The sequence below is a fragment of the Acinetobacter sp. WCHA29 genome (assembly GCF_002165335.1).
In the GTDB taxonomy this organism is placed as follows: domain Bacteria; phylum Pseudomonadota; class Gammaproteobacteria; order Pseudomonadales; family Moraxellaceae; genus Acinetobacter.
In genome coordinates, this window is sequence record NZ_NHRQ01000023.1 from 12,417 (window position 1) to 37,448 (window position 25,032).

General features: G+C 39.9%; 22 protein-coding genes and 2 pseudogenes. 15 read left to right on the forward strand and 9 right to left on the reverse strand.

All coding sequences use genetic code 11. From position 1 onward, the window contains the following. Nucleotides 1-26: 26 nt before the first annotated feature. Nucleotides 27-500, reverse strand: coding sequence for an Hsp20 family protein (locus CDG59_RS12655; RefSeq protein WP_087545618.1), 474 nt, complete (start codon nt 498-500; stop codon nt 27-29). A gap of 289 nt (nt 501-789) precedes the next feature. Here CDG59_RS12655 and CDG59_RS12660 point away from each other — a divergent pair, with 289 nt between their 5' ends. Next, nucleotides 790-1,407: a glutathione S-transferase N-terminal domain-containing protein gene (locus CDG59_RS12660; RefSeq protein ID WP_087545619.1), complete on the forward strand. Its 618-nt coding sequence runs from the start codon at nt 790-792 to the stop codon at nt 1,405-1,407. Nucleotides 1,408-1,433: 26 nt separating this feature from the next. Further along, entirely contained in the window at nt 1,434-1,859 is a 426-nt protein-coding gene (locus CDG59_RS12665; RefSeq protein WP_087545620.1) for a YqaA family protein, read from the forward strand. Nucleotides 1,860-1,891: 32 nt separating this feature from the next. On the opposite strand, the gene CDG59_RS12670 is transcribed toward CDG59_RS12665, so the two are convergent. Then, nucleotides 1,892-3,145: an MFS transporter gene (locus tag CDG59_RS12670; RefSeq protein WP_087545621.1), complete on the reverse strand. Its 1,254-nt coding sequence runs from the start codon at nt 3,143-3,145 to the stop codon at nt 1,892-1,894. A 236-nt stretch (nt 3,146-3,381) separates the two neighbouring features. On the opposite strand from CDG59_RS12670, the gene rpmI reads away from it, so the two are divergent. From rpmI to CDG59_RS12685, 3 genes are all read left to right on the forward strand, one after another. Beyond that, nucleotides 3,382-3,576: a 50S ribosomal protein L35 gene (rpmI, locus tag CDG59_RS12675; protein WP_004637967.1), complete on the forward strand. Its 195-nt coding sequence runs from the start codon at nt 3,382-3,384 to the stop codon at nt 3,574-3,576. 11 nt (nt 3,577-3,587) lie between these two features. Beyond that, nucleotides 3,588-3,947: a 50S ribosomal protein L20 gene (gene rplT / locus CDG59_RS12680; protein ID WP_004675688.1), complete on the forward strand. Its 360-nt coding sequence runs from the start codon at nt 3,588-3,590 to the stop codon at nt 3,945-3,947. Between the two features lie 184 nt (nt 3,948-4,131). After that, entirely contained in the window at nt 4,132-4,329 is a 198-nt protein-coding gene (locus CDG59_RS12685; RefSeq protein ID WP_087545622.1) for a hypothetical protein, read from the forward strand. Between the two features lie 53 nt (nt 4,330-4,382). On the opposite strand, the gene CDG59_RS12690 is transcribed toward CDG59_RS12685, so the two are convergent. Beyond that, the gene (locus CDG59_RS12690) at nt 4,383-5,384 is read right to left on the reverse strand and encodes a hypothetical protein (protein ID WP_087545624.1); all 1,002 of its coding nucleotides are present in this window, start codon (nt 5,382-5,384) and stop codon (nt 4,383-4,385) included. A gap of 231 nt (nt 5,385-5,615) precedes the next feature. On the opposite strand from CDG59_RS12690, the gene pheS reads away from it, so the two are divergent. From pheS to CDG59_RS12705, 3 genes are read left to right on the forward strand one after another with little or no spacing between them, the layout of a single operon-like run. Further along, entirely contained in the window at nt 5,616-6,596 is a 981-nt protein-coding gene (pheS, locus tag CDG59_RS12695; RefSeq protein ID WP_005164386.1) for a phenylalanine--tRNA ligase subunit alpha, read from the forward strand. 33 nt (nt 6,597-6,629) lie between these two features. Next, complete coding sequence (pheT, locus tag CDG59_RS12700; protein WP_087545625.1) at nt 6,630-9,011, forward strand: phenylalanine--tRNA ligase subunit beta; 2,382 nt, start codon at nt 6,630-6,632, stop codon at nt 9,009-9,011. After that, entirely contained in the window at nt 9,008-9,304 is a 297-nt protein-coding gene (locus tag CDG59_RS12705) for an integration host factor subunit alpha (RefSeq protein ID WP_087545627.1), read from the forward strand. The genes pheT and CDG59_RS12705 overlap by 4 nt, the downstream gene beginning before the upstream one ends. Before the next feature lie 102 nt (nt 9,305-9,406). Here the strand turns inward: CDG59_RS12705 and CDG59_RS12710 are convergent, their stop codons facing one another. The 3 genes from CDG59_RS12710 to trxA all read right to left on the reverse strand — a co-directional run bounded on the left by CDG59_RS12710 (nt 9,407) and on the right by trxA (nt 11,971). After that, on the reverse strand, nt 9,407-9,655 hold the full coding sequence (locus CDG59_RS12710; RefSeq protein ID WP_087545628.1) for a hypothetical protein: 249 nt from the start codon (nt 9,653-9,655) through the stop codon (nt 9,407-9,409). A gap of 393 nt (nt 9,656-10,048) precedes the next feature. Further along, nucleotides 10,049-11,317 carry a transcription termination factor Rho gene (gene rho, locus CDG59_RS12715; RefSeq protein ID WP_004664227.1) on the reverse strand — a complete coding sequence of 423 codons (1,269 nt, stop codon included), beginning with the start codon at nt 11,315-11,317 and terminating at the stop codon, nt 10,049-10,051. A 327-nt stretch (nt 11,318-11,644) separates the two neighbouring features. Further along, on the reverse strand, nt 11,645-11,971 hold the full coding sequence (trxA, locus tag CDG59_RS12720) for a thioredoxin (RefSeq protein WP_004675702.1): 327 nt from the start codon (nt 11,969-11,971) through the stop codon (nt 11,645-11,647). A 273-nt stretch (nt 11,972-12,244) separates the two neighbouring features. On the opposite strand from trxA, the gene ppx reads away from it, so the two are divergent. The 5 genes from ppx to CDG59_RS12745 are packed head-to-tail and all read left to right on the forward strand — an operon-like array spanning nt 12,245 to nt 17,380. Next, on the forward strand, nt 12,245-13,765 hold the full coding sequence (gene ppx, locus CDG59_RS12725; RefSeq protein WP_087545629.1) for an exopolyphosphatase: 1,521 nt from the start codon (nt 12,245-12,247) through the stop codon (nt 13,763-13,765). 33 nt (nt 13,766-13,798) lie between these two features. Further along, complete coding sequence (locus tag CDG59_RS12730) at nt 13,799-14,623, forward strand: acetyl-CoA carboxylase carboxyltransferase subunit alpha (protein WP_087536611.1); 825 nt, start codon at nt 13,799-13,801, stop codon at nt 14,621-14,623. Next, nucleotides 14,560-15,951 (forward strand): tRNA lysidine(34) synthetase TilS, encoded by a 1,392-nt coding sequence (gene tilS, locus CDG59_RS12735; protein ID WP_087545630.1) that lies wholly within the window; start codon nt 14,560-14,562, stop codon nt 15,949-15,951. The genes CDG59_RS12730 and tilS overlap by 64 nt, the downstream gene beginning before the upstream one ends. A gap of 3 nt (nt 15,952-15,954) precedes the next feature. Next, nucleotides 15,955-16,794 (forward strand): pyrroline-5-carboxylate reductase, encoded by an 840-nt coding sequence (gene proC / locus CDG59_RS12740; RefSeq protein WP_087545631.1) that lies wholly within the window; start codon nt 15,955-15,957, stop codon nt 16,792-16,794. Nucleotides 16,795-16,810: 16 nt separating this feature from the next. Then, nucleotides 16,811-17,380, forward strand: a complete 570-nt coding sequence (locus CDG59_RS12745) for a YggT family protein (protein WP_005164419.1) — start codon at nt 16,811-16,813, stop codon at nt 17,378-17,380. A 60-nt stretch (nt 17,381-17,440) separates the two neighbouring features. Here the strand turns inward: CDG59_RS12745 and polA are convergent, their stop codons facing one another. Next, nucleotides 17,441-20,206, reverse strand: a complete 2,766-nt coding sequence (polA, locus tag CDG59_RS12750) for a DNA polymerase I (protein ID WP_087545633.1) — start codon at nt 20,204-20,206, stop codon at nt 17,441-17,443. Nucleotides 20,207-20,395: 189 nt separating this feature from the next. On the opposite strand from polA, the pseudogene CDG59_RS15785 reads away from it, so the two are divergent. Continuing rightward, nucleotides 20,396-20,909, forward strand: a pseudogene (locus CDG59_RS15785) (DUF2339 domain-containing protein); the annotation flags it as partial. Between the two features lie 74 nt (nt 20,910-20,983). Further along, nucleotides 20,984-23,263 (forward strand): annotated as a pseudogene (locus tag CDG59_RS12755) (DUF2339 domain-containing protein); the annotation flags it as partial. Here the strand turns inward: CDG59_RS12755 and CDG59_RS12760 are convergent. Further along, nucleotides 23,264-24,181, reverse strand: coding sequence for a mechanosensitive ion channel family protein (locus CDG59_RS12760; RefSeq protein ID WP_087545635.1), 918 nt, complete (start codon nt 24,179-24,181; stop codon nt 23,264-23,266). It abuts the pseudogene before it with no gap. Nucleotides 24,182-24,190: 9 nt separating this feature from the next. Then, nucleotides 24,191-25,012 (reverse strand): hypothetical protein, encoded by an 822-nt coding sequence (locus CDG59_RS12765; RefSeq protein ID WP_087545636.1) that lies wholly within the window; start codon nt 25,010-25,012, stop codon nt 24,191-24,193. Between the last annotated feature and the right edge of the window lie 20 nt (nt 25,013-25,032).

The window sequence follows — 25,032 nt, forward strand, 5'->3', positions numbered from 1 at the left end:
CAGGGCTTTTTTGATTTAAAGCATAATTACTGAGTACTTACAGTTTTTTCTGTAGAATCAGGCTGATCAAGTAAAAGTTTTTTCTTACCAATTGGGATTTCGCGTGGAAGTTTCTCTTCTGGTATGATTCGTTCCAACTCAATAACCAATAAACCATTCTCATAATCAGCTTGTTGAACTTCAATATGTTCATCTAAGCGTAAAGACAATTTAAAGGCACGACGCGCGATTCCTTTATGCAGATATTCAGTTGTTTCTTTCTGAACAACCTCAGGTTTACCTGAAATGGTAAGAAGCTGATTTTCTAGACTCAGTCCTAATTCCTCTAGGCTAAAACCTGCGGTAGCCACCACAATGCGATAACGGTTTTCACCAGATTTCTCTATGTTATATGGAGGGTAATTGGGTGTATCACTTTGCATGGCGTAGTCAATAAAATCATTTAAACGGTCAAATCCAATGCTACGACGAAATAAAGGATGAAGATTTAGATTACTCATGATTAGAACCTCCTGAGGTCAGCAAAGTTTTAAAAATAAGAAGATAAAACTTAAACCTGCCATGTATAAACATCGACAGAATGTTAAAAATCGTCATTTCTAACACAATAATTAATATATGTTTGGGTTTAAAAAATTCAAGTTAAAGATCTATTTTTTTAAATAAATTTTATATATAATTGATAATTATAAAAAATTATTTTTAATTTGCAGAACTTGTTGTTTCTTTTTAAATCTATTAAGGTGTGTAAAGAGCCACTATCTACGGTGTATGGAGAATAATTTTAAAATGATTGATCTTTATTATTGGGGAACACCCAATGGACATAAAATAACCATTGCACTTGAGGAAATGGGCTTGGATTATCAAATTTTTCCAATTAATATTTTGGAAAATGATCAGTTCCAACCAGACTTCTTAAGAATCTCTCCTAATAATAAAATTCCAGCGATTGTTGATCAAAATGGACCGCGAGGTGAACCGATTTCTGTATTTGAATCAGGTGCGATCCTACAATATTTAGGTCGGAAGACTGGATTATTCTATCCTACGGATGAACAAGAGCGAGTTGAGGTGGAACAATGGTTAATGTGGCAAATGGGTGGGTTTGGTCCAATGCTAGGGCAAAATCATCATTTTAATAAATTTGCACCTGAACGTATTCCTTATGCAATTGATCGTTATATCAATGAGACTAAGCGCCTTTACACTGTTTTAAATAAGCAATTGATTGGTCAAAAGTTTGTGGCGGGTGAGTATTCAATTGCCGATATGGCAATCTTGCCTTGGGCATTGCGTTATGAATGGCAAGGCATTCAGCTTGAAGATTATCCATATGTGCAAGACTATATTGAACGCTTAACAGCGCGTTCTGCGATACAAAAAGCTTTATCGATCCAAGTCTAATATTTTACTGTGTTTAAGTTTGCCTCATGAGTTATTGGTTGTTGTTTATATCTGCTTTTGGGGCTGCGACATTATTACCTTTACAGTCGGAAGCAGTATTAATAACCTTATTGATACAAGGGCTTTCCAATCCACTTTATCTGATCTTGGTTGCAACCATTGGAAATGTCTTGGGTTCATGTGTGAACTGGTGGTTAGGACTGAAAATTGAACATTTTAAAGATAAAAAATGGTTTCCTGTTTCTGGGCGGCATTTAGAGCAGGCTCAACAGATTTATCATAAATATGGTTTTTATTCGCTGCTACTGAGTTGGACACCTGTGATTGGTGATCCGATTACTTTGATTGCGGGATTGATGAAAGAAAATTTTTGGCGATTTTTATTGATTGTCACCATCGCCAAAGGTGGGCGTTATTTAACGTTGTATGTGTTATATGTTGGAGTTTTTTGAAAAAAGGGAAAGTTTGACTTTCCCTAAAACCTTTAATGATCAGTACCTTTAGTAATATCGACTTTAAATAAATCGCTGGTTTTCAACCAACAGTAAGTTACAACTGCAAGCGTCATACAACCACCAAATATGGTCGCAGTGATTGTTCCGAGATATTTGGCTGCCAGACCTGATTCAAAAGCCCCGAGTTCATTACTCGATGAAACGAACATTCCATTTACCGCAGCCACTCGACCTCGCATATTTTCAGGTGGGAAAATTTGTAGCACAGTTTGACGAACTACGACAGAAACACTGTCATAAGCACCAGTCATGGCTAAGGCAAATAGTGATAGCCATATATTGTTTGAAAAGGCGAACAGAATGGTAAAAATACCAAAGCCAGCGACAGCCAACAACATATTCCGCCAAGCGTGGTGCATTGGTGGGAATTTGGTCAGGACAATCATAGTAATCAGTGCGCCGATCGAAGGGGCGGCGCGTAGATAACCTAAACCTTCAGGGTCGACCTTTAAGATTTCTTCGGCAAAAATGGGCAATAATGCAATCACACCGCCAAAGAGTACCGATACCAAGTCTAGTGAGATTGCCCATAAAACAATTTTGGTTTTCCAAATAAAGCGGAAACCATCGGTTAGGCTTTGTAAGACATTCTCAGTTTCCATTTTGGGGAATGTTCGTTTCTGTAAGCAATTAATCAAAATAAAGCAGATTGCCAATAATGTTGATACTGCAAAAAGGCTCGTTTCGCGTCCCAGAAATGCCAACATAAAACCACCCAACATTGGCCCAATAATCACACCACTTTGCCAGCCGATCGTGGTCCAAGTGGCACCATTTGCATACAGCTCGCGTGGAATTAAAAAGGGTTTGAGTGAGGTTGCTGATGGATTGTAAAAACCCCGAATAGTACCTAAGGCAAATATGACAGCATAAATGCCCCAAGAAAGTGTGCTAATACCAATTTTTTCTAAGCCATGGAAATGGAATAAGCCCCAAAGAACCAAAGGTAAAGGAATGGAAAAGAATAAACAGACCTTCATAATGCTTTGTTTATTCAGTTTATCTGCAAAATAACCACCCCATAAAGAAAGCGTGATAAATGGGATTGCTTCAGCCAAACCAATAAAACCCAAGGTTAGGGGATCACGAGTGATTTGATAGAGTGAATAAGCAACAATAATTTCCTGAATTAAAATTGCCAGTGTTAAGCAAAATTGATTCAAGGTCACAATAGAGAAATCTCGATACCGTAACGCGGCGAATGCATCATTCTGAATATTCATAAGAATAAAGATTTAATAATTTGATTCTATTATAGGCGCTGATTTTGTGGATTTTTCTCATAATTTGAGAATTAATTATGGAAAATAACGTTTGAGAAAAATAAAGTAGTTGCTGTTAAAAAATGAGCATTTTACTTTTGTTTTAAAGGCAGATGCTATATGATACTGCCTTCCTTACCTGCAGGTCGATTTGCAATAGTGCAAACGAGCCGAACAGGTGCCCAAAAGAGGTTACTATGGCTAAGTTAAAAACTCGCCGTGGTGCAGCTAAACGCTTTAAAGCGACTGCAAACGGTTTCAAGCGCAAACAAGCATTCAAGCGCCACATTTTGACCAAAAAATCTGCTAAGCGTATCCGTCAATTGCGCGGTTGTGTAATGGTTCACGTAAGTGACGTTGCATCAGTTCGTGCTATGTGCCCATACATCTAAGGAGATTATAAATGGCTCGTGTAAAACGTGGTGTACAGGCTCATCGCCGTCACAAAAAAATTCTTGCTCGCGCTAAAGGTTACTATGGTGCTCGTTCACGCGTTTACCGCGTAGCGTTCCAAGCAGTAATCAAAGCTGGCCAATATGCTTACCGTGACCGCCGTCAAAAGAAACGTCAATTCCGTGCTTTATGGATTGCGCGTATCAATGCTGGTGCTCGTCTTAACGGTTTGTCTTACAGCCGTATGATCGATGGCTTGAAAAAAGCTCAAGTGATCATCGACCGTCGCGTATTAGCTGACATCGCTATGCATGATGCAGTTGCATTTGCTGCTTTAGCTGAAAAAGCTAAAGGCGCATTAGCTGCATAAGCTTAGAGATTCAAAGAAGGCCGCTTTTTAGCGGTCTTTTTTATTTTTCAGATAAACTGGATTAAACTTAAAGAATAAAACATAGACCAAACATCAATAGAGCTTACACAACTCTAACACGTATGATTGGACATTTAGCCTCGAATCTTTTTACAGTAAATAAAAAAGGATAGGGGTTAAAGATATGCTCGTGAGTGTAGATGGATTACAGCAAGGCGCATTTGAAACAGAACTGACGATTTTGCCAAGAAAGGGTGATACCATCCAAATTTTTTATGGGCCAGACGCTGAAGTTGAGGGTGAAATTGAAAATGTACATCACATTGTCAATCAGCATGATGGCGGGCATAAGGTGATTATAAAAATTAAACCAACTTTCTGATCAATAAAAGAAAAACCAGATTGCGTGTAGGCAGGTAGTTTTATTGCTTATAGTTACAGGCCAAAATAGTAAGCGCAGATACAGATAATCACCGTGAGAATAATCAATTTAATCACGCCAGACGCACCTACTTTATGATGGTGGGACTTATCAATCTGATGTGGAATTTCCATGGTTCGGTCAATGATTTCAGGTTCTTCTGCCGTAAGTTGAGCCGTTTGGTAGTGATTTGCGGTTTTTACAATCAGCTTGGCAAATAAGTCATCCGTTTTTTGTGAAAAATTACGGAGATTAATCTGTTCTTCAGGGCTAAATAACTCACCTGTAGCCGTATAAGGATGCTTTCTTTGTTGTTCTAAATAATCAGTTAATGCTTGTGTGCGATGTAATAATCGATGTGCACAATCCGCTGGATAATCTGTTGGAATCAATGCTAATTGTTTGCTAGAAAGATGTGTAAGATCAGCTTCATAACCATAAAAAGGCAAATCTTGTTGTTCTGGTTCTGGAAAATGTTCAGCATATTTACTATCGAACAGTTCTTTCTCCAAGACAACGGCAACCTGATTCCAATTTACCTTCTGTAAGTCAGCATCAATTTTTTTAGCGAATTTATGATTCAACTCATAACGCCAAAATACTTCTTGGCGGAGTGTTGTTTGTTGAGATGCCGGCACATCAAAGGCTTGATCACTGTTATCCCATTCAGCCAGTTCATGGCCACAGATCCATGCGGTTTTTTTATTGCCTTGATGGCTCACAATAAAATGCGCAAAGGGAAGCAGCTCTACGTTAGCATTTGGATTTTGCTCATCATTCAGTACGCTAGATAAATGTAGGCTGAGTTTTTTAACACCTTGTTTTTTTAAGCCTTCAAGCCAAATCTGGAAATGTTGTGCCAACAGGTGTTGAGACAGTAAGTCTCTAAAAATCAGTCGATTTTGATTGAAAATCGGATGTTCAACCCAACGGCTAAAATTGAGATTTCCTTCTAAATATTCATTGCCATAAGTCACTAGTGTAAGCTGTTGTTTCCAGATTTGATCAAGCGCCATCGTTATTCTTTCTCATTGACGATATCGGTATCTTATACATTTTATTCAATTGTTGAGTAATTTTTCAGAAATTTTAGTTGATCTGCTTAGGTATCTTGTTGTTATATTTTTGCATCTATATTTTCAAAAGTACGCTATTTAAACCGCTGTTTATTTTCATCAAACTGGTAAAAAGCTGATAAACTATAGCGTTTTATTATATTTCTATATTTTGTTGCTTTGAGAGTTACTATGTCACTGGAAGCCCTGACCACTGAAGCGCTTGCTGCCATTGCAGCGGCTCAAGACCTTGCTGCACTCGATCAAGTTCGTGTGCAATTTACAGGGAAGAAAAGCCAGCTCGCAGAGCAGTCTAAAGCACTTGGAAAAATGGATCCTGAAGAGCGAAAAGTACAAGGTGCTGCGATTCACGCTGTGCGTGAAGCAATCAATACGGCTTTGACTGAGCGTCAACAGACATTACAACAAGCTGAACTTGCAAAAAAATTAGCAAGTGAAACCATTGATATTACTTTACCAGGCCGCGGTCAGCGCATGGGAAGTATTCATCCTGTTACTCAAGTACAAGAGCGTATTTGCCAATTCTTTACTAAAGCAGGTTTCCAAATAGCACATGGTCCAGAAGTTGAAGATGATTATCACAACTTTGAAGCCTTAAATATTCCGGGACATCACCCAGCCCGTGCGATGCATGACACTTTCTACTTTGATGCAACCCATTTGCTTCGTACCCATACTTCGGGCGTGCAAATTCGAACCATGGAAACCAGTCAGCCGCCAATTCGTATCGTGTGTCCTGGCCGTGTTTATCGTTGTGACTCAGATCAAACCCATTCGCCAATGTTCCATCAGATCGAAGGTTTGTACGTTGCTGAAAATACCAGCTTTGCTGAGTTAAAAGGTTTATTGATTAACCTACTCAATGAGTTCTTTGAAAAAGATTTAAAAGTACGTTTCCGTCCATCTTACTTTCCATTTACAGAGCCAAGTGCAGAAGTGGATATTATGGATGAACGTGGTCGTTGGTTAGAAGTTTTAGGCTGTGGCATGGTGCATCCAAATGTATTGCGTGCCGCAGGAATTGATCCTGATAAATACAAAGGCTTTGCCTTTGGTCTAGGGGTAGAACGTTTTGCAATGTTGCGTTATGGCATCAATGATTTGCGTATGTTCTACCAAAATGACGTGCGTTTCTTACGCCAATTTGCCTAAACAGTTTTTCAGGATTAAAGAAGGTTTATACAAATGAAAATTAGTGAAAATTGGTTACGCAGCTGGGTAAATCCAGCAATTGATAGCGATACATTGTCTGATCAATTGACCATGTTGGGTTTAGAAGTTGATGAGTTAGCACCTGTTGCAAAACCGTTTACTGGTGTGGTTGTTGGTGAAGTCCTTACGGTTGAACAACATCCAGATGCGGATCGTTTACGTGTCACAACAGTGAATATTGGATCAGGTGAAGCCTTACAGATTGTCTGTGGTGCGCCAAATGTTCGTGTGGGCATGAAAGCTCCTGTTGCAATGATCGGTGCAGTATTGCCAGGTGATTTCAAAATTAAAAAAGGCAAGCTCCGTGGTGTTGAATCACAAGGTATGCTCTGTGGTGCTTCTGAAATTGATTTAGAAGACAAAATTGATGGTTTGTTAGAGTTGCCTGCTGATGCACCAGTGGGAATCAATATCCGAGACTATTTAAAACTTGATGACAATGTGATTGACATCAGTATCACGCCAAACCGTGGTGACTGTTTTAGCATTCGTGGTATTGCCCGTGAAATTGCAGTCATTAACCAGCTTGAAGTGAATGAACCGAAGATTCAGGCTATTGCAGCAACGATTACTGACGAGAAAGTGGTCAATATTAGCACTGAAGGTACACCACGTTATTTGGGTCGTATTATCAAAAATGTCAATGTCAAAGCGCCGACACCGGAATGGATGGAACAGGCATTGGCACGCTCAGGCATTCGTACGCATAGTATTTTGGTGGATATTACTAACTATGTATTACTCGAGCTTGGTCAACCGATGCATGCCTTTGATTTGGCAAAAATCGAAGGTTCGATTCAAGTGCGCCAAGCGCAGCCACAAGAAAAACTGACTTTGCTCAATGATCAAGAAGTTGAACTGCAAGATGACATCATGGTTATTGCAGATGATCAGAAAGTATTGGCAATGGCAGGCATTATGGGCGGGCTGGATTCATCGGTAACTGATGAGACTCAAGATATCTTCCTCGAAAGTGCGTTCTTTGCGCCTTTAGCTATTGCAGGGCGTGCTCGTCGTTTCGGTTTGCATACTGACTCATCACAGCGCTACGAACGTGGCGTTGACTTTGAATTGCCGATGATTGCTATGCACCGTGCTTCTGAGCTGATTCAAGCCTTTGCTGGTGGAGAATTTGGTCCAATTACGATTGCTGAGCAAGAGGCTTTATTGCCAAAACGTGAAGCGATTGCATTACAACAAGCGCAAGTAGACCAGTTGTTGGGCTATCAAGTTGCTGGTGATTTTATTGCGGATGCGTTAACACGGTTGGGCTGTGTGGTTGAAAGCAAAGCTGAAGGTGAGTGGAGCGTAGTTCCACCATCACATCGCTATGATATGGCAATTTATCAAGACTTGATTGAAGAAGTTGCACGTATTCACGGCTATGACAATATTCAAATCAGTTTGCCAAAAATTAATGTGACATTGGAGAAATATCAAGATCGTTTTGAAATCGCTCAATTACGTCAAACTATTGCAGCTTTGGGTTACCAAGAAGCGATTAGTTTTAGCTTTGCCGATGCAAAACTTGAGAAGCAATTGAATCCAAACGTACAGCCATTAATGCTTGCCAACCCAATTTCAAGTGACTTGGCTGCAATGCGTAGTACTTTATTATCCAGCCTGATTCCTTGTGTCCAGTACAATTTAAACCGTCAGCAGCAGCGTGTCCGTTTCTTTGAACTGGGCTTACGTTTTGATTATCAAAATGCACAAAGTATTCATGACCTGAAACAGATTCCGACTCTGACCTTGATTGCGGTTGGTTCACGTGTACCAGAATCTTGGCATGCAAAACCACAGGTAATGGATTTCTTTGATTTCAAGGGTGAGGTGGAAGAAATTCTGGCTGCGGGGCGTGTAAAGGCTGAATTTGTCCGTACTGAGCGTGCATGGCTGCATCCAGGTCAATCTGCGGAAATTGTGGTGGATGGACAGTCGATTGGTTACTTGGGGCGTTTACACCCGTCACTGGAAAATGAACTCGATTTGAGCACAACATGGGTGGCAGAACTGGATCAGCAGGCTGTTTTGCAATCTTATGTATCTAATTTTACAGAATTATCACGTTTTCCATCGGTTAGACGTGATATTGCGCTTTTAATCTCTGATAAGATTGAGGTTAGAGATATTCAGCGCTTAATTGAGCAGACTGGTGGTGAGTTACTCGACTCAACATGGTTGTTCGATGTGTATACGGGTCAAGGGGTTGAACAAGGCAAGCGCTCTTTAGCTTTTGCAGTGTTGTGGCAACATCCAGCACGTACGCTTGAAGATGCTGAAATTAAATCTGGTATGGATAACATTATTCAAGTGTTGGAAGACACTTACCAAGCGACATTGAGGGCCTCATGACAGCATTAACAAAAGCAGAGATGGCGGACCATTTAAGTGAGCTTACTAGCTTAAATCGCCGTGAAGCAAAACAGATGGTTGAGTTGTTTTTTGATGAGATCAGCCAAGCATTAATTACGGGTGAACAAGTCAAACTTTCTGGTTTCGGTAATTTTGAATTACGTGATAAACGTGAGCGTCCAGGACGCAATCCAAAAACGGGTGAAGAAATCCCGATTTCTGCCCGCCGAGTGGTTACGTTTAGAGCGGGTCAAAAATTTAGACAGCGCGTTGGAAATGAGCAGATCGATTGATCTGCTTTTTTTTTATAGCGATATTTTTATTTGATTAAAAATCTAGGCGTAAAAAAAGAGAACCTATAATGGTTCTCTTTTTGATAATCTAAAAATATTAGATTATTGAGCAGCAGAAGCTGGAGCAGCTTCAGCAGCAACGTCAGAAGCAGCAGCAGCAACGTCAGAAGCAGCAGCAGCAACGTCAGAAGCAGCAGCTTCAACAGCAGTAGTCGCTTCAGAAGCAGCAGCTACAGCTTCAGACGCAGCAGCGTTAGCATCAGCAGCAGGAGCTTCTTCTTTCTTAGAGCAACCAACGAAAGCTAAAGTAGTAGCAATAGCAGCAGCAACAGCGAATTTTTTGAATAACATGGCATCACTCTCATAAAATTGTGAGATTAAAAAAAACCTAGAGTTAGTCTGTTTGTGCTTTTATTATTCCTAAACGCTTTAGGTAACAACGCAGGGAGCAGCCTAACTGGTCTGCTGCTATCCTATCAAAGCAGATCATGAATTACTACTGTTCTGTCCAACAAAACGACAAAAATGGGCAGAATTTGGTTATTTTTTGATAGAAAAAAACTATGGAAATTAAAATTAAAATCGGTATTTTATTGTTTTTATCATTGAAATTAATTTTAAATTTATTAAAAACAAAGGTTTATTGTTTTATTGGAATTTTAAAATAATCTGTAAATATTATGTAAGTTTGTCAACCAAATAAAAAAGGCTACCATAAAGGCAGCCTTTTTTTATGCACTTATCTTATGTCGATGCTTTACGTTTCATTTGATCAAAGAAGTCATCATTAGTTTTGGTTTCCTTCATACGATCTAATAAGAATTCCATTGCAGCAAGTTCATCCATAGGGTGAAGCAATTTGCGTAAAATCCAAACTTTACGTAGATTTTCTTCGCTCATTAGGCGCTCTTCACGACGAGTTCCAGATTTTTTGATATTCATTGCAGGGAATACTCGTTTCTCTGCGATACGGCGATCAAGCGTAATTTCTTGGTTACCTGTACCTTTAAATTCTTCGTAAATTACATCATCCATTTTACTGCCTGTTTCGATCAAAGCAGTTGAAATGATGGTTAGAGAACCACCTTCTTCGATGTTACGCGCAGCACCGAAGAAACGTTTAGGGCGTTCTAATGCATGAGCATCCACACCACCGGTTAATACCTTACCTGATGATGGGATCACAGTGTTGTAGGCGCGGGCAAGACGAGTAATTGAGTCAAGTAAAATCACAACGTCTTTTTTATGCTCAACTAAACGTTTTGCTTTCTCAATCACCATTTCTGCAACCTGAACATGGCGAGCAGGTGCTTCATCAAATGTTGATGCCACAACTTCACCGCGAACAGTACGTTCCATTTCTGTAACTTCTTCAGGACGTTCGTCAATCAAAAGTACGATTAAGAACACTTCAGGATTATTACGCACAATGGATTGAGCAATGTTTTGTAATAGCATTGTTTTACCCGCTTTAGGCGGTGCAACAATAATAGAACGTTGACCTTTACCAATCGGAGCAACCAAATCGACCACACGAGCTGTGAGATCTTCAGTTGTACCATTGCCCAATTCCATAATCAGTTGTTCTGTTGGGAAGAGAGGCGTTAAGTTCTCGAATAAAATTTTATTACGCGAGTTCTCAGGTGTGTCATAGTTAATTTGATTAACTTTGAGTAATGCAAAGTAACGTTCGCCTTCTTTTGGTGGACGAATAGTACCTGTAATGGTATCGCCTGTGCGTAAGTTAAAACGGCGAATTTGTGATGGGCTGACATAGATATCATCTGGTCCTGCTAAATATGAACCAGCAGCAGAGCGTAAAAAGCCAAAACCATCTGAAAGAATTTCGAGAACACCATCACCAAAAATTTCTTCGCCATTCATGGCATGGCGTTTTAAAATGGCAAAAATAATATCTTGTTTACGGTTACGTGCCATGCCTTCAAGGCCCATAAACTCCGCAATTTTAATGAGTTCGCCAATGGGTTTTTTCTTGAGTTCAGTTAAGTTCATAAGTGGTCAGACAGAATGGAATAAGTGGAGGAGTGTTTGGAAAGAATAAAAAAATCGACCGCATACATACATGCTGATGTAATTGTATAGTTACACAACCACAATTCAGTAGTCTGGTTCATTGTTTCAGAGAGAAATGTGAAAACAATTATTATTGCCGAGCGGCGATCTTATGTTTGTGTCTTGTAAGAAACGCGATGAAGTAGATTCCATTCAAAGCTTCTTGATCCAAGAATATAAGCGAAACTAAGAAATTTGTCAATTTTTACTGAGAAATACGTCGCTTGATTTAGACGTATTTCTCTTACTTATACGGTCAAAATCTCATTAGATATTTTGATCAATAAATGCTGCAAGTTTAGAACGAGGTGCTGCACCGACTTGTTGCGCAACAACTTCGCCATTTTTAAACATTAATAATGCTGGAATATTACGGATGTTGTATTTCACGGCAGTGTCTTCACATGCAGTCACGTCAACTTTAACGATTTTGACTTTCCCTGCATATTCATTTGAAAGGTCTTCTAGCACTGGTGCAATAGCTTTACATGGTGCACACCAGCCAGCCCAGAAGTCAACAAGTACAGGAGTTTCAGCATCTAAAACATCTGCTTGGAAGTTTTCATCAGTTGTATTAACAATAGTCGCAGACATAAGGTTACTCCAAATTTAATAAATAAAGTGCAAATTCGTTCATCATCAGCATGAATATTACATTGCTACTTTACTCAATGTAAGGGTTTGTTCTGATTATTCAAGTTTCAAAATGAAAAGTCTAATGGATGCTCACGATGTTGATTATCGGCTTCTACAATCATTTATAGCTTAAAAGCGAAAATACGCACCTATTATTGCTTAAAATGACTTTAAAATTATTGGCGTGTGAATTACTCTAATGCGTGAATTGAGCATAGGTTTATATGAATAATGTCTGATTTTCTGATTGATGAAGAGTTACTTGCTGCAATTGATATGGGGTCGAATAGTTTCCACTTGGCGATTGCTCGTGTTGATCACGGTGAAGTGAAAAAAGTTGCTTCAATGTCAGAAAAAGTACAATTAGCAGCTGGGCTGGATGAAAATAAAAATTTAACTGAAGCTGCGCAACAGCGTGGACTTGCGTGTTTGGCTCGTTTTGTAGGTCGTTTAAGCTCTGTTCAAGCAAATCGTCTAAGAATTGTGGCGACAAATGCTTTAAGACAAGCAAAAAATGGTCATGAATTTATTCAAAAAGCAGCTGAAATTTTACCAAAACCCATTGAGATTATTGCTGGACGTGAAGAAGCACGTCTGATTTATTTAGGCGTTTCACACACGATGGCCAATGGTGGTCGACGTTTAGTGATTGATATTGGTGGTGGTTCAACAGAGTTCATCATTGGCGAAGAGTTTGAACCGCTACACACTGAATCGTTGCAAATGGGTTGTGTCGCTTACAGTAAAGCTTATTTTGCTGATGGTGAGATTTCAAGCAAGGCTTTTGATAAAGCTGTTGTCGCAGCGCGTAAAGAACTCTCTGCGATTGCAAATACCTATAAAGCAGAAGGTTGGGATACTGTTGTTGGCTCAAGTGGAACAATCAAAGCTTGTCGTCAAATTACTGTAAATCTTGGTTTGAGCGATGAACAAGAAAATTTAACTCGTGAAGGTTTATATAAGTTAAAAGATCGTTTGCTCAAATTTAAACATATTTCTGAAATTGATTTTGAAGGTCTACGTGAAGATCGACGAGCAGTTTTGCCAGCAGGTCTTGCGATTTTATATGCCATTTTTGAAGTTTTAGAGCTTGATAAATTGGCATATTCTGATGGTGCTTTACGTGAAGGCGTGATGTATGACTTACTTGGTCGCTTCAAACATGAAGATATTCGTGACCGAAGTGTGCAAGCCTTAATGGGACGTTATAATGCAGACCCAAAGCAAGCGGAACGTGTCGTAAATACAGCACAACAGTTATTTGATGGCGTCGCGGATGCTTTAAATTTAACGACTGAAGACAGTGACTTACTGCGTCGTGCAGCTTATTTGCATGAAATCGGTTTAGCAATTAGCCATGGTGGCTACCATCGTCATGGTGCATATTTATTACAGCACTCCGATATTCCCGGTTTTTCACAAATTGATCAAAATCATCTATCTCATTTAGTTTCACATCATCGTCGTAAGTTACGTGCAGATGCAAAAAATGACGTTCTAAAAGTTGGTGGTAGTCATTTATTGTATCTCTGCTTGTTGCTTCGTCTCGCTGTTTTGCTGAACCATAGTCGTAGTGATCAGATGCTTCCTGCCATTGAACTGAGTGTTGTAAATGGTCAACAATGGCAACTCAGCGTTTCTGGCGATGCTAAACAATGGCCTTTATTGGTTGCTGATTTGCATGATGAGCAAGTGCAGTTTAAGAATTGGGACATTGAGTTAAATATTCAGTCAGACAATTTTGTTGATTAACAATATATCCTTGTTAGGGATTATCTACGACTTATGAAAAATAAAGCGACTCAGTCCAAGTCTTGGGCTACGGTTCAAATTGCACGACATCCTGAACGTCCGCAATTTCTAGATTATGTCAGTGAAATCTTTACTGAATTTGATGCTCTTCATGGTGACCGTTTATATGGTGACGATGGTGCTATGATTGGCGGTTTAGCTCGTTTCGATGGGCAGCCCGTGATGGTGGTTGGTCAACATCGTGGTCGCAGTACGCGTGAAAAATTACAACATAACTTCGGTATGTGTAATCCAGAAGGTTATCGTAAATCACAGCGTTTACTTGATATGGCTGAACGTTTTAATCTTCCAGTATTTACTTTTGTCGATACCATGGGAGCTTATCCTGGTGTTGGTGCTGAAGAGCGTGGTCAAGCAGAAGCAATTGCAACAAGTTTAGCGCAGCTTTCTAGTTTAAAAGTACCTGTGATTGCGACTGTACTTGGTGAAGGCGGTTCTGGCGGGGCACTTGGTATTGGTGTCGCTGACCGCGTGATTATGCTATCGCATAGTATTTACTCAGTCATTTCACCTGAAGGCTGTGCTTCGATTTTATGGAAAACTGCGGACAAAGCTGCACAAGCCAGTGAAGCGCTCGCATTAACTGCCGACAAGCTGAAAGCTTTAGGTATTGTTGAGTATGTGGTGGATGAGGGTGAGGGTGCTCACTTACAACCTGAAAAAGTCATGCATGATTTGAAAGATGTACTCAAACAAGCCTTAGAAGAATTGCAACCGATGGATGCTCAAGCACGATGCGAAGCACGTTATCAACGTTTAATGAAGTTTGGCAGCAGCAATTTAGGTATCGCGTCTTAGCACAAACACAGCATTTTTCTAAAGATACTCAATTCTTAATTGGGTGCAGCGGCGGCATGGATTCCATGCTGTTGCTGTATCTGATGTCTGAACTTTTCCCCACCCGAACCCGCGCGATATATATTGATCATCAACTTCAATCGATGAGTGAAGAATGGGGCAATTTAGTACAAAAACACGCTGATGCGCTAAAGATTCCTTGTGTTTTGCAAAAAGTCTCCGTCGAGTCAGGTAATCTAGAGCAACAAGCACGAGATGCGCGCTATCAAGCTTATCATAGACATTTAACTGAGAATGACATTTTAGTACTTGGGCATCATCAGCAAGATCAAGCGGAAACGCTATTATTACGCTTGTTTTCCGGAGCAGGTGTGCATGGTTTGGCCGCGATGCAGCAAATTGATATTCGTCAAGAGATGACCATTTGGCGTCCGTTTCTGGAGCTCAGTCGTGAGCAAATTGAGCAATGGTCACAGCAACTGGGTTTTGATTATGTGAATGATCAAACCAATCACGATACGCACTATGATCGGGCATGGTGTCGAGAAGAGTTATGGGGTGTTTTACAAAAACGCTTCCCTAAAATGCAGTCAGCTGTGTCAAGAACGAGTTATCTGATGCAAGATGCTGCAGAAATTTTAGATGATGTGCTGCAAAGTGATTGGAAATTATGTGCAACTGAGAATGAGCTGGATTTAACTTGTCTGTTGGAGCTATCTGATGCACGAAAACGTCAATTGCTGTCTGCTTGGATAAAAGGTAAGGATCAATATCGCCCAAGCTACGATATGGTACAACGCTTACAACAAGAGGTTATTCTGACAAAACCAGATGCTCAGGCAATTTTACATATCAATCAACACTATTTTGTTCGCTATCAGAAAAAATTATATCGTTTAACTCACAACCAATTATATGCAGAAAAACAATCTACCATTCTGCCTGCATTATTACAGCGATATGAGATGGGTGAAACGATCAAAGTTGCGGCTGGAACGTTTAAGATCGAATCTCAAGCGATTGGGTTTTCACCCCAGCTTTTAGGGCGAGAGTTAAAGCTGCTGAAACGCCTAGGAGGGGAAAAAATTCATCTCTATGGTCGAGTTGGCCATTGGCCACTGAAAAAAGCCATTCAAGATGCACAGATTTTGCCTTGGTTACGTCATACAATTCAAATATTGGTCGTAGATAATGTTATGCTTGGGGTTTTTAGCCCAAAGGGTTTTTGGTTGGCGCAATCTGATTATTTAGAGCAGGGCGGTTGGCAACCAAGTTTAATTTCTGACTGCAATGACTTTTTTCAGCAGTCTTTTTCATATGATGAGTAGGACATGGCGACAACATTGAATCAAAATATTTGTTTTATTGGTGGTGGTAACATGGCGCAAGCCTTGATTGGTGGGCTACTTTCGCGTGGTTTACCGACGACCCGCATTACCGTTTCTGATCCAGTTGAACAAATTCGTCACATCTTAGAAGAAAAAAATATTCAAACCACAGTCGATAATGTCGAAGCAGTTAAACACGCGGACGTTGTGGTATTGGCGGTCAAACCACAAGTTTTGGCAACGGTATTACAACCATTAAAAGGTTTATTGTCAGATAAACTCGTGATCTCAATTATTGCGGGTGCTGAAATTCAAACGATTTCAGATTTAATTGGCGGTAGTCAGCGTATTGTTCGTGTCATGCCGAACACGCCAGCATTGGTACAAACGGGTGCACATGGTATTTATGCATCTGAAGCAGTAAATGCTCAAGATCGTGAATTAACCAGTCAAATTTTGGCTGCGACAGGTTTAACCATTTGGGTAGACAATGAAGCGCAAATTGATGCAGTAACAGCAGTTTCTGGTTCTGGTCCAGCCTATTTCTTTTACTTGATGGAAAGTATGATTCGTGCAGGTAAAAACTTGGGCTTAGATGAGAAAGTCGCGACGGCATTGACCCTGCAAACAGCATTGGGTGCGGCACAAATGGCGATTACTAGCTCAAATTCTCCAACAGAATTACGTAAAAATGTGACTTCTCCAAATGGTACAACGCAAGCAGCTTTAGAAGTGTTTGATCGTGCGCAGATTTCACAAAATATTCAAGCAGCGCTTGCAGCAGCTCAGAAGCGTAGCCAAGAGCTTGCACAAGAGTTGAGTGACAAGACTAAATCGGTTTAAGTAGGATAAGACAATTATGGGTGCAAGTTCTGCGCTAATTTTTGGTGTTTTGATCAATGTTGCAATTTTATTGATCTTTTTCCGTTTTTTAATGCAATTAGCGGCAGTCAGTCCATACAATCCTGTGGTTCTTTCAACCGTGAAAGCGACCAAGATTGTGGATGTTTTTAGCCGTATTTTTCCTACTCTAGGCAAAGGGCGTGTCAATTTAGCCGCAGTTGCTTTGTTGGTGGTATTGTACTTACTGAAAATTTTTGGGTTGATGTATTTGTCAGGACAAATGCCACATAGCGCGGTGTATCTTGTGATCACGACATTTGTGACAATGATCCAAGATTTAATTCGTTTCTGTCGTTATTTGATTTTTGCAACCATCATTTTGAGTTGGGTGGTGATGTTTACGCAGTCACGATCACCTTATATTGAAGTGATTCAAGAGCTTGCAGAACCCTTACTTGCACCATTTCGTCGTCTGTTACCGAATATGGGAATGATTGACCTATCTCCAATTTTGGCTTTCTTAGCTTTATATATTGCTGAGATCTTAATGAATGAAGCGGCTAAAGTTCTTTTAACAGGTCTTTAATCTGCTTCAAAATAAAAAAGGGACTGTAGTTGATACAGTCCCTTTTTTATTTACATTATTTTAGTGAGCAGCATCCCAGTTAAGACCTTGTCCAACTTCAACCACAAATGGCACTGAAATTTCTAATACAGACTGCATCACCTCAGCAATTTGTTTTGAAAGTTCATCTGCAATAGCGACATCTGCTTCAAATACCAATTCATCGTGAACTTGTAATAACAGCTTAGCCTGATTTTTTGGTAGGACTTTATCAACTGCAATCATGGCAAGTTTAATGATATCAGCAGCACTTCCTTGCAATGGTGCATTGATTGCTGCGCGTTCGGCTGCCTGTTTGATCATTTTATTGGTTGCCATAATGTCGGGTGTATAAAGACGACGACCTAAAATGGTTTCAACAAAGCCTTGTTCACGTGCAATCTGACGGGTACGTTCCATATAGTCGAGTACACCTGGATAGCGTTGGAAATAGCGTGCAATATAGCTACGAGATTCTTCGCGTGTAAAGCCTAGTTGACGAGTAAGCCCAAACTCAGACATTCCATAAAGTAAACCAAAGTTAACGGCTTTAGCTTGTCGACGTTGATCATGAGTGACATCTTCAATCGCAATTCCCAAGACTTCCGATGCAGTACGGCGGTGTACATCTTGGCCTTGTTGGAAAGCATGCACTAAAGCATCATCTTGCGAAAAATGTGCCATTAAGCGTAGCTCAATTTGCGAATAATCGGCTGCTAGTAACACACGACCTTCAGGGGCAATAAAGGCTTTACGAATTTGACGACCAATTGGCGTACGGATTGGAATATTTTGCAGATTAGGGTCAGTTGAAGATAAGCGACCTGTTGCCGTGAGTGCTTGGTGATAACTGGTATGTACACGATGCGTTGCGTCATGTGATTGCTCGATCAAGCGATCAGTATAGGTATTTTTAAGTTTTGCTAATCCACGATGTTCTAAAATGACTTCAGCTAAAGGATGTTCGATTTTCTCTAAAATACTTTCACTAGTGCTGTATTGACCCGTGGCAGTTTTCTTACCACCTTTGAGTCCAAGCTTATCAAATAGGACTTCACCCACTTGTTTAGGTGATGCGATATTAAAGGCTTCACCTGCTAATTCAGTTGCTTGGTTTTCTAAAGTTTGAATCGTTTCAGAGAACTCGACACTGAGTTGATCCAAAAATTGATGATCCAGTTTAATTCCATCTTCTTCCATAGCTGTAAGCACGCGTGCTACAGGCATTTCAATGTTATGTAGAATATGAACAAGCTCAGGATGGCTTTGAAGTTTTGCTTTTAATACTTCATAAAGACGATAAGTGACATGTGCATCTTCAGCAGCATAATGTGCCGCTATTTCTAATTCAATCTGATTAAAGGTTTTTTGCTTTACGCCTTTACCTGCGATTTGTTCAAAAGTGGTGGTCAAATGGCTGAGATAAACACGAGCTACATCATCCATCCCATGACGGGTTGCCGCTGCATTGAGTACATACGAGGCAAGCATGGTATCGAAATACCAGCCTTGAATTGTGATACCGTGATTAGCAAAAATATGCGCATCATATTTTAAGTGATGACCAATTTTTTTGATTTGCTCATTTTCTAAAATTGGCTTGATTTGAGCTAATAATGTTTCACGGTTGAGTTGAACAGGTGCACCTTCATAGTCATGTGCAACAGGTACATAGTAAGCATCATGAGCATCGAATGCGATTGAGAAGCCGACTAACTCAGCAACACGATAATCTAGATGAGTAGTTTCAGTATCAATGGCAAAATGATCAGCATGCTGCATACGTTGAAATAAAGCATCCCAAGCATCTTGGGTTAATACAGTGTGATAGGTTGCAGTTCCGAGTTGATCATCTTGACTAGAAAGGTTGGCATGATCCTCAGTGATCACTTGCTCAACTTTCTGTTCGGCTTTGACAATACTTTGAGATGTTTGTTGGTAAGCCGAATTATTTGGATTGTTAGGATGGTCTAAAGATTGTAATTGGTTACGGAATTCTAGTTCTGTATAGAGGTCACGTAATTGATCTACATTTGGATTGCTTAGTTTTAAATCATGCCAATCTAAAGCTAAATCTAGATCACAGACAATACTGGCCAGTTGATGGTCAATCTTAATATTCTCTAAATTGTCTTTAATATTTTGGCTGATTTTGCCTTTCAGTTGATCAACATTGGCAATAATATTATTTAATGAACCATATTCAGTCAGTAGTTTTGCGGCAGTTTTTGCGCCGACACCTGGCACTCCCATAATACCGTCAGAAGCATCTCCCATCAGGGTGAGATAATCAATAATTTGATGTGGATGTACCCCAAATTTTTCTAATACTCCAGCTTCATCTAACACGCGTTCTTTAAAACTATCTTCGAGTTTAACGTGCTCATTGACCAATTGTGCCATGTCTTTGTCACCTGTTGAGATCAAGACATGGTGACCTTCAGCCAATGCACGTTTAGTGAGTGTGCCAATAATATCATCGGCTTCCGCACCTGGCAGGCTGTACAGTGGAATACCCTGTGCCTTGATTAAGGCATGCAAATACGGAATCTGTTGTGACAGTTCCTCTGGCATGCTTGGACGGTCACCTTTATAAATAGGTGATAATTTATGGCGAAAAGTTGGTTCTGGTGTATCAAAAATCACAGCCATATGAGTAGGCTGAGTACGACGCATTAACTTTTGAATTGCTGAAATTGCGCCACGGATTGCGTTGGTGTGTAAACCTGTAGAGGTTGTTAATGGCGGTAAAGCGTGAAAAGCACGAAATAAAAAATAAGACCCGTCAACCAAGACAAAAGGTGGCATTATGCAAATCCTTATTATGAACTAAATGCCATTTTACGTGAAAAAGTAGTGGCTGTCCTTGTTGTCTTGTAGAGCAGTGGCAAACTGTGTCGCGTTAAATAATTGCAGTATTTTGTATGTAAAAATGGCTGCTTATCAAGTGATCAAGTAAGATAACTTAAATGAAGCTGTCATAATTGATCTAAGTCTATGTATAAAAAAAATAAACAGGGAATTATTATCGTTTTAGTTGCTTTGACTGTGCTGCTTGCTTGCGCAATTGCATTTCAATGGCATGGAGCGATTGTTGCTGCAACAATTGGATTAACAGTTGTTATTGTGCACGTTATTTCAGAAATTCATCAGCGCTTACGCCAGCTAGAGCAGGCCGCGCCAAGTTTTTTTGCACAATCAGCGAATATAAATGGGCAAAAAATTATTATTTATGCTGCGGCACTCGTGGCACTTTTTGCTTACGCCAATACGTGGATGTGGTTAGCTGGCGGTGCATTATTGGTATTCATGCTATGTTTAATCCAAACGATCAGTGTATTTCAAACGCGACTGACTCATTTAGAACAATATGCAAATGTAGAGACTGACATAGAGGCTTTAGCTCAGCAAAAGATCAACGCCCAAAATATTGAACGGTATCTTGATGAAGCCAAGAAGACAGAAACTCAGACACCAGTTTTTGAACAACATCCTGCGTGGATGAAAGCTGATGATCAGACGATACAAAATCAAAATAGTCAGTCACCTGTTGATTTTGAGCATCAAGCAACAACTCAAACAGTATCATGGTGGCAACCTGCACTTGATTGGATGATGCATGGCAATCCGATTTTACGCGTTGCAGTTGCGATATTAATGGTTGGCGTGGTGTTACTGTTACGCTTTGCTAGCGAGCATTGGCAATTAAGCTTGGGGGTGAAACTGAGTTTTATTGCTGTTGCTGGTGTTATCACGACCATTGCAGGTTATTTACTACAAAAGAAAAACCAATTATTTGCTGTAGCTTTACAAGGCGTAGGTTTAGCAGTCGTTTTTTTGACCTTGATTTTCTCTCATCACTTCGCCGTGATTGCTAGCTTAAGTACAGCGAGTATTTTATTTGTAATTCTATTATTAGCGACGGTTTATCTCAGTTTAAAACAACAAGCCTTGTATTTAGCAATGTTAGCTTTGAGCATGGCATATCTTGCACCACTGGTGATTCCACAAAATCATCCTGACGTGATTTTCTTATTTGGCTATTACTTTGTAATTAATTTAGCTGTTGCTGCGGTTAATTTTATTCAGCCATGGAAAATTTTGCATCAAATCGCATTTTTTGCCACCATGTTTATTGGTGGCGCAACGATTGGGATATATGCAAAAACATATCAGTTTGACACCTTGGATATGATTTTATGGTTGCATATTGCTTTATTTATTTGGTTAAGCATTCGCTATAGCCAACTAATGTTACGGACACAAACTCAAGATATAAGCATCGATCAGACAGTTCCTCAAAGTCGTCAACGTTTACAGCCTATCTTAGATGTTGGGCTTATTTTTAGTGTTCCTGTACTTGGTTTTTCCCTGCATGCATATTTAATGCATAACTCGACTCAAGCATTAACTTGGGGAGCTGTTGCATTAGCTATTGTGTATATCGCATTAAATCTATGGATTAAACGTCGGCATCCACAATTATCTATCTTGGCAAAAAGTTTCTTTATTCTTGCAGTGGTTTTTGTTGCCCTGATTTTTCCGTTGGCAAAAGGAGCGCACTGGACTTCCACAGGCTGGGTGATTCAAGGTACAGCATTAATTGTCTGGGGAGTAACTGAACGTTATCGTTTAAGTCGTTATGTGGGTGTTGTATTGGTGCTGTTAAGTTCAGTGGCACTCATTTTCCAAGTTTGGTCAAATGACCACTTTCCGATACTCAGTACAGTCATCTATGCAATCGCTCAGTTTATTTCAGCTTACTATTTATTAAATTATCAACAAGTTGAAAAATATTTTAGTGCTCGAATGCTCAGTGGAATTTTTTTAGCATTGGGCATGTATGCAGGAGCGATTGCAGGCGTTGAATTGATGCAGTGGCAACAACATGGACTGAGTCCTTATTTAGCGATTGCAGTGGGTTTATTCACTTTATTTAATGTGTTTATACAGTTTAAATCAAAATTAGAGTGGGATAATGTCAAACTAATTTTAATCGGAGGATTACTATGTTTGATCTATGGCGAAAGTTTTGCGATTGAAATTTATACTCAACACCAGTGGCAGAGTATCTTACAACAAAGTTGTTTTATGGTTGCTGCATTCGGGTTGGTATTTATTTTAACAACGATTGCGGATTACAAAAAACATCTAAGTCTATGGTCAACCTTATTATGGTTAGGCTCAGCCAGTATGGGCCTGGCAATTTTTCCAATCTTACCATTGGTTGGTTTGGCAATATTACCAATTGGTTATCATATTGCCTTTATGCGAAAAGATTCTGAAATCTTGGTACAAATACCTGTGATCGGTTTAAATCTGATTTGGTTAATGTTGATTAGCTTAGATTACTATTCTGCTGAGCATTATTATCTCTTGCCAATTTTAAACTATACAGATGCAACTTCTTTATTTATGTTGGCAGCCGTGTTATGGACGATTTATCAACGGCAAATGATGATTCCACCAGAACTTAGAGCAGGCGTAAAGATCACCACTATTTTAATTGGCTTATTGGTGTTGAGTAGTGTGGTGGTACGTGCGATGCATCATTATCTGGGTACACCATTGTGGGGGTTGGACATTTGGTCAAATGGTGATGTGCAACTCAGTCTGACTTTATTATGGGTGATTCTGGCATTTATCCTGATGACGTTTTCCAGTCGCCGCCATATTCGACAAATCTGGTTTGTTGGAGCTGCATTATTGGCAATTGTCGTCGCTAAATTATTGCTGCTTGATCTATCGCAAAGTGGCACATTGACTCGTGTCATTTCATTTATTGGGTCAGGTGCAATCATGCTTGTGATTGCCTATCTTGCACCTTTACCACCTGCGCTTGAGGAAAATCAGAAAGAGGGTTAATCAACTCTCTTTCTGCCCTTTTTTAAGTTCTTTCTGATGTGCATATTGATCGACCTCATCATCCTCTAATGGTAAAGGACGGTCAATTAAACCCATTTTAGGTACAGGAATCTCAATTTGATTTTCTAAGAAACCATTGCGTACACGTTCTTGCATTTCATCGCGAACTTTCAATGCATTTTCCTGTCTACACCATACCGCAAAGAGAAGTTCAATCGATGACTCCCTAAATGCTGTTACAGTAACGGTTGCTTTCGGATCATCCATGACCAAAGGATATTTAGCGGCAACATCTAAAAGTACTTGTCGTACTTTGATAATGTCTTCATGGAAATTAATCGCCAGCGTGATGGGAATGCGCCGTATTGGGTATTTGGACAGGTTCATCACAGGGGTTCGGATCAGTTGCTCATTGGGCAGGCGGATATAGACATTATCCAGCGTGAGCAGTTTCACCGACAACAGGTCAATTGAAATGACTTGTCCTTCAATCGTTTGTCCGCGAATTAAGGTAATCTGAATTGTATCGCCAACTTCAAATGAACCTTCGCCGATCAAAAATAAACCACTGATCAAGTTGGTTGCCGATGTTTGTGATGCAAAACCCAAAGCAACGGTCAGAATTCCTGCTGCACCCAAGAACACGCTGAGTTTAAATCCAGCCTCTCTTAAGCTGGTCATAATAAATAACAGGAAAATAAAATAAAAAATCCCTCTACGCCATAGCAAGCGTTGATGGGCATTAAAACGATTTCCAATTGTACGAATAAAGGCATTCGATACCAGTCTTGCGATTACAAAACCAATAAACGCTAAAATAATCGCAACAACGATTTCGCTTAAACGTTCGAAGTTAATATTGGTGAAAATACTGGCGAGACTGCTAGCAATATCCTTTGGAATATTCGAATCAGGCATAGCAACCTCTTAAAAGAATGAATCAAACATATTGAATAATGTACTTCCAGGCGCACGAGGAGGATGTACATAAATCACTTCACCCGCTTGAGTTGGGGTTCTATTCTCAATCCGAATACGTGCTGGATGATCCATACCTTCATAATAGACTTTGATTTGTGAAGTCCATAAACGACCTGTACTTTCACTATAGAAAAGGGGAAGAGCAGGAACGGGTACATTCATACGGTCAAAACGAAGCTGATGCTGGCTGGTATTATGAAACTCAATCGGGGTGACAGCACGGAATGCACGCGGTTTGAGCAGATTTAAGTCGGTACGACCATCCACTGAGGTGGCATAACAGATTTCACCATGCTGAGGGTCTTTCCCGAACCAAGTATCTTTCGGTTGAATCACAGGAATATCAAATAAAGGCTCAGTCAATCCCTCAACCAGACCTGCAATCCATAGGGGCGTACTGATATATAAGGTTCCACGTTGGCCTGCTGGAATATAAATTGGGTCAACGGGTTTAATCACTACAGAGCGATCTGCTAAACGCGGCATTAAATGGAATGTACTCTGTGTGTTATGAAACATGTAGCGTTCGATTTTTGCAGGTTGTGGCATTGCAAAAATCGTGTCATTTAGAACTTGCCATTGCTGTTCGTAATCATGTTGAGATTGAGGACGATGATATTCCAATCGCCATTCTTTAATGCCACGTGTTAGACGAAATAATAATGAACCAAATTGCCAAGCTTTGGCTTGTTGAATTTCAAATTGTTGTTCGCCCCACCATTTCAATTCGTTGGCATGTGGAGCTTGAGATTGATTATTTTGAGACAAGATGCAAAATTCCTGTGTGA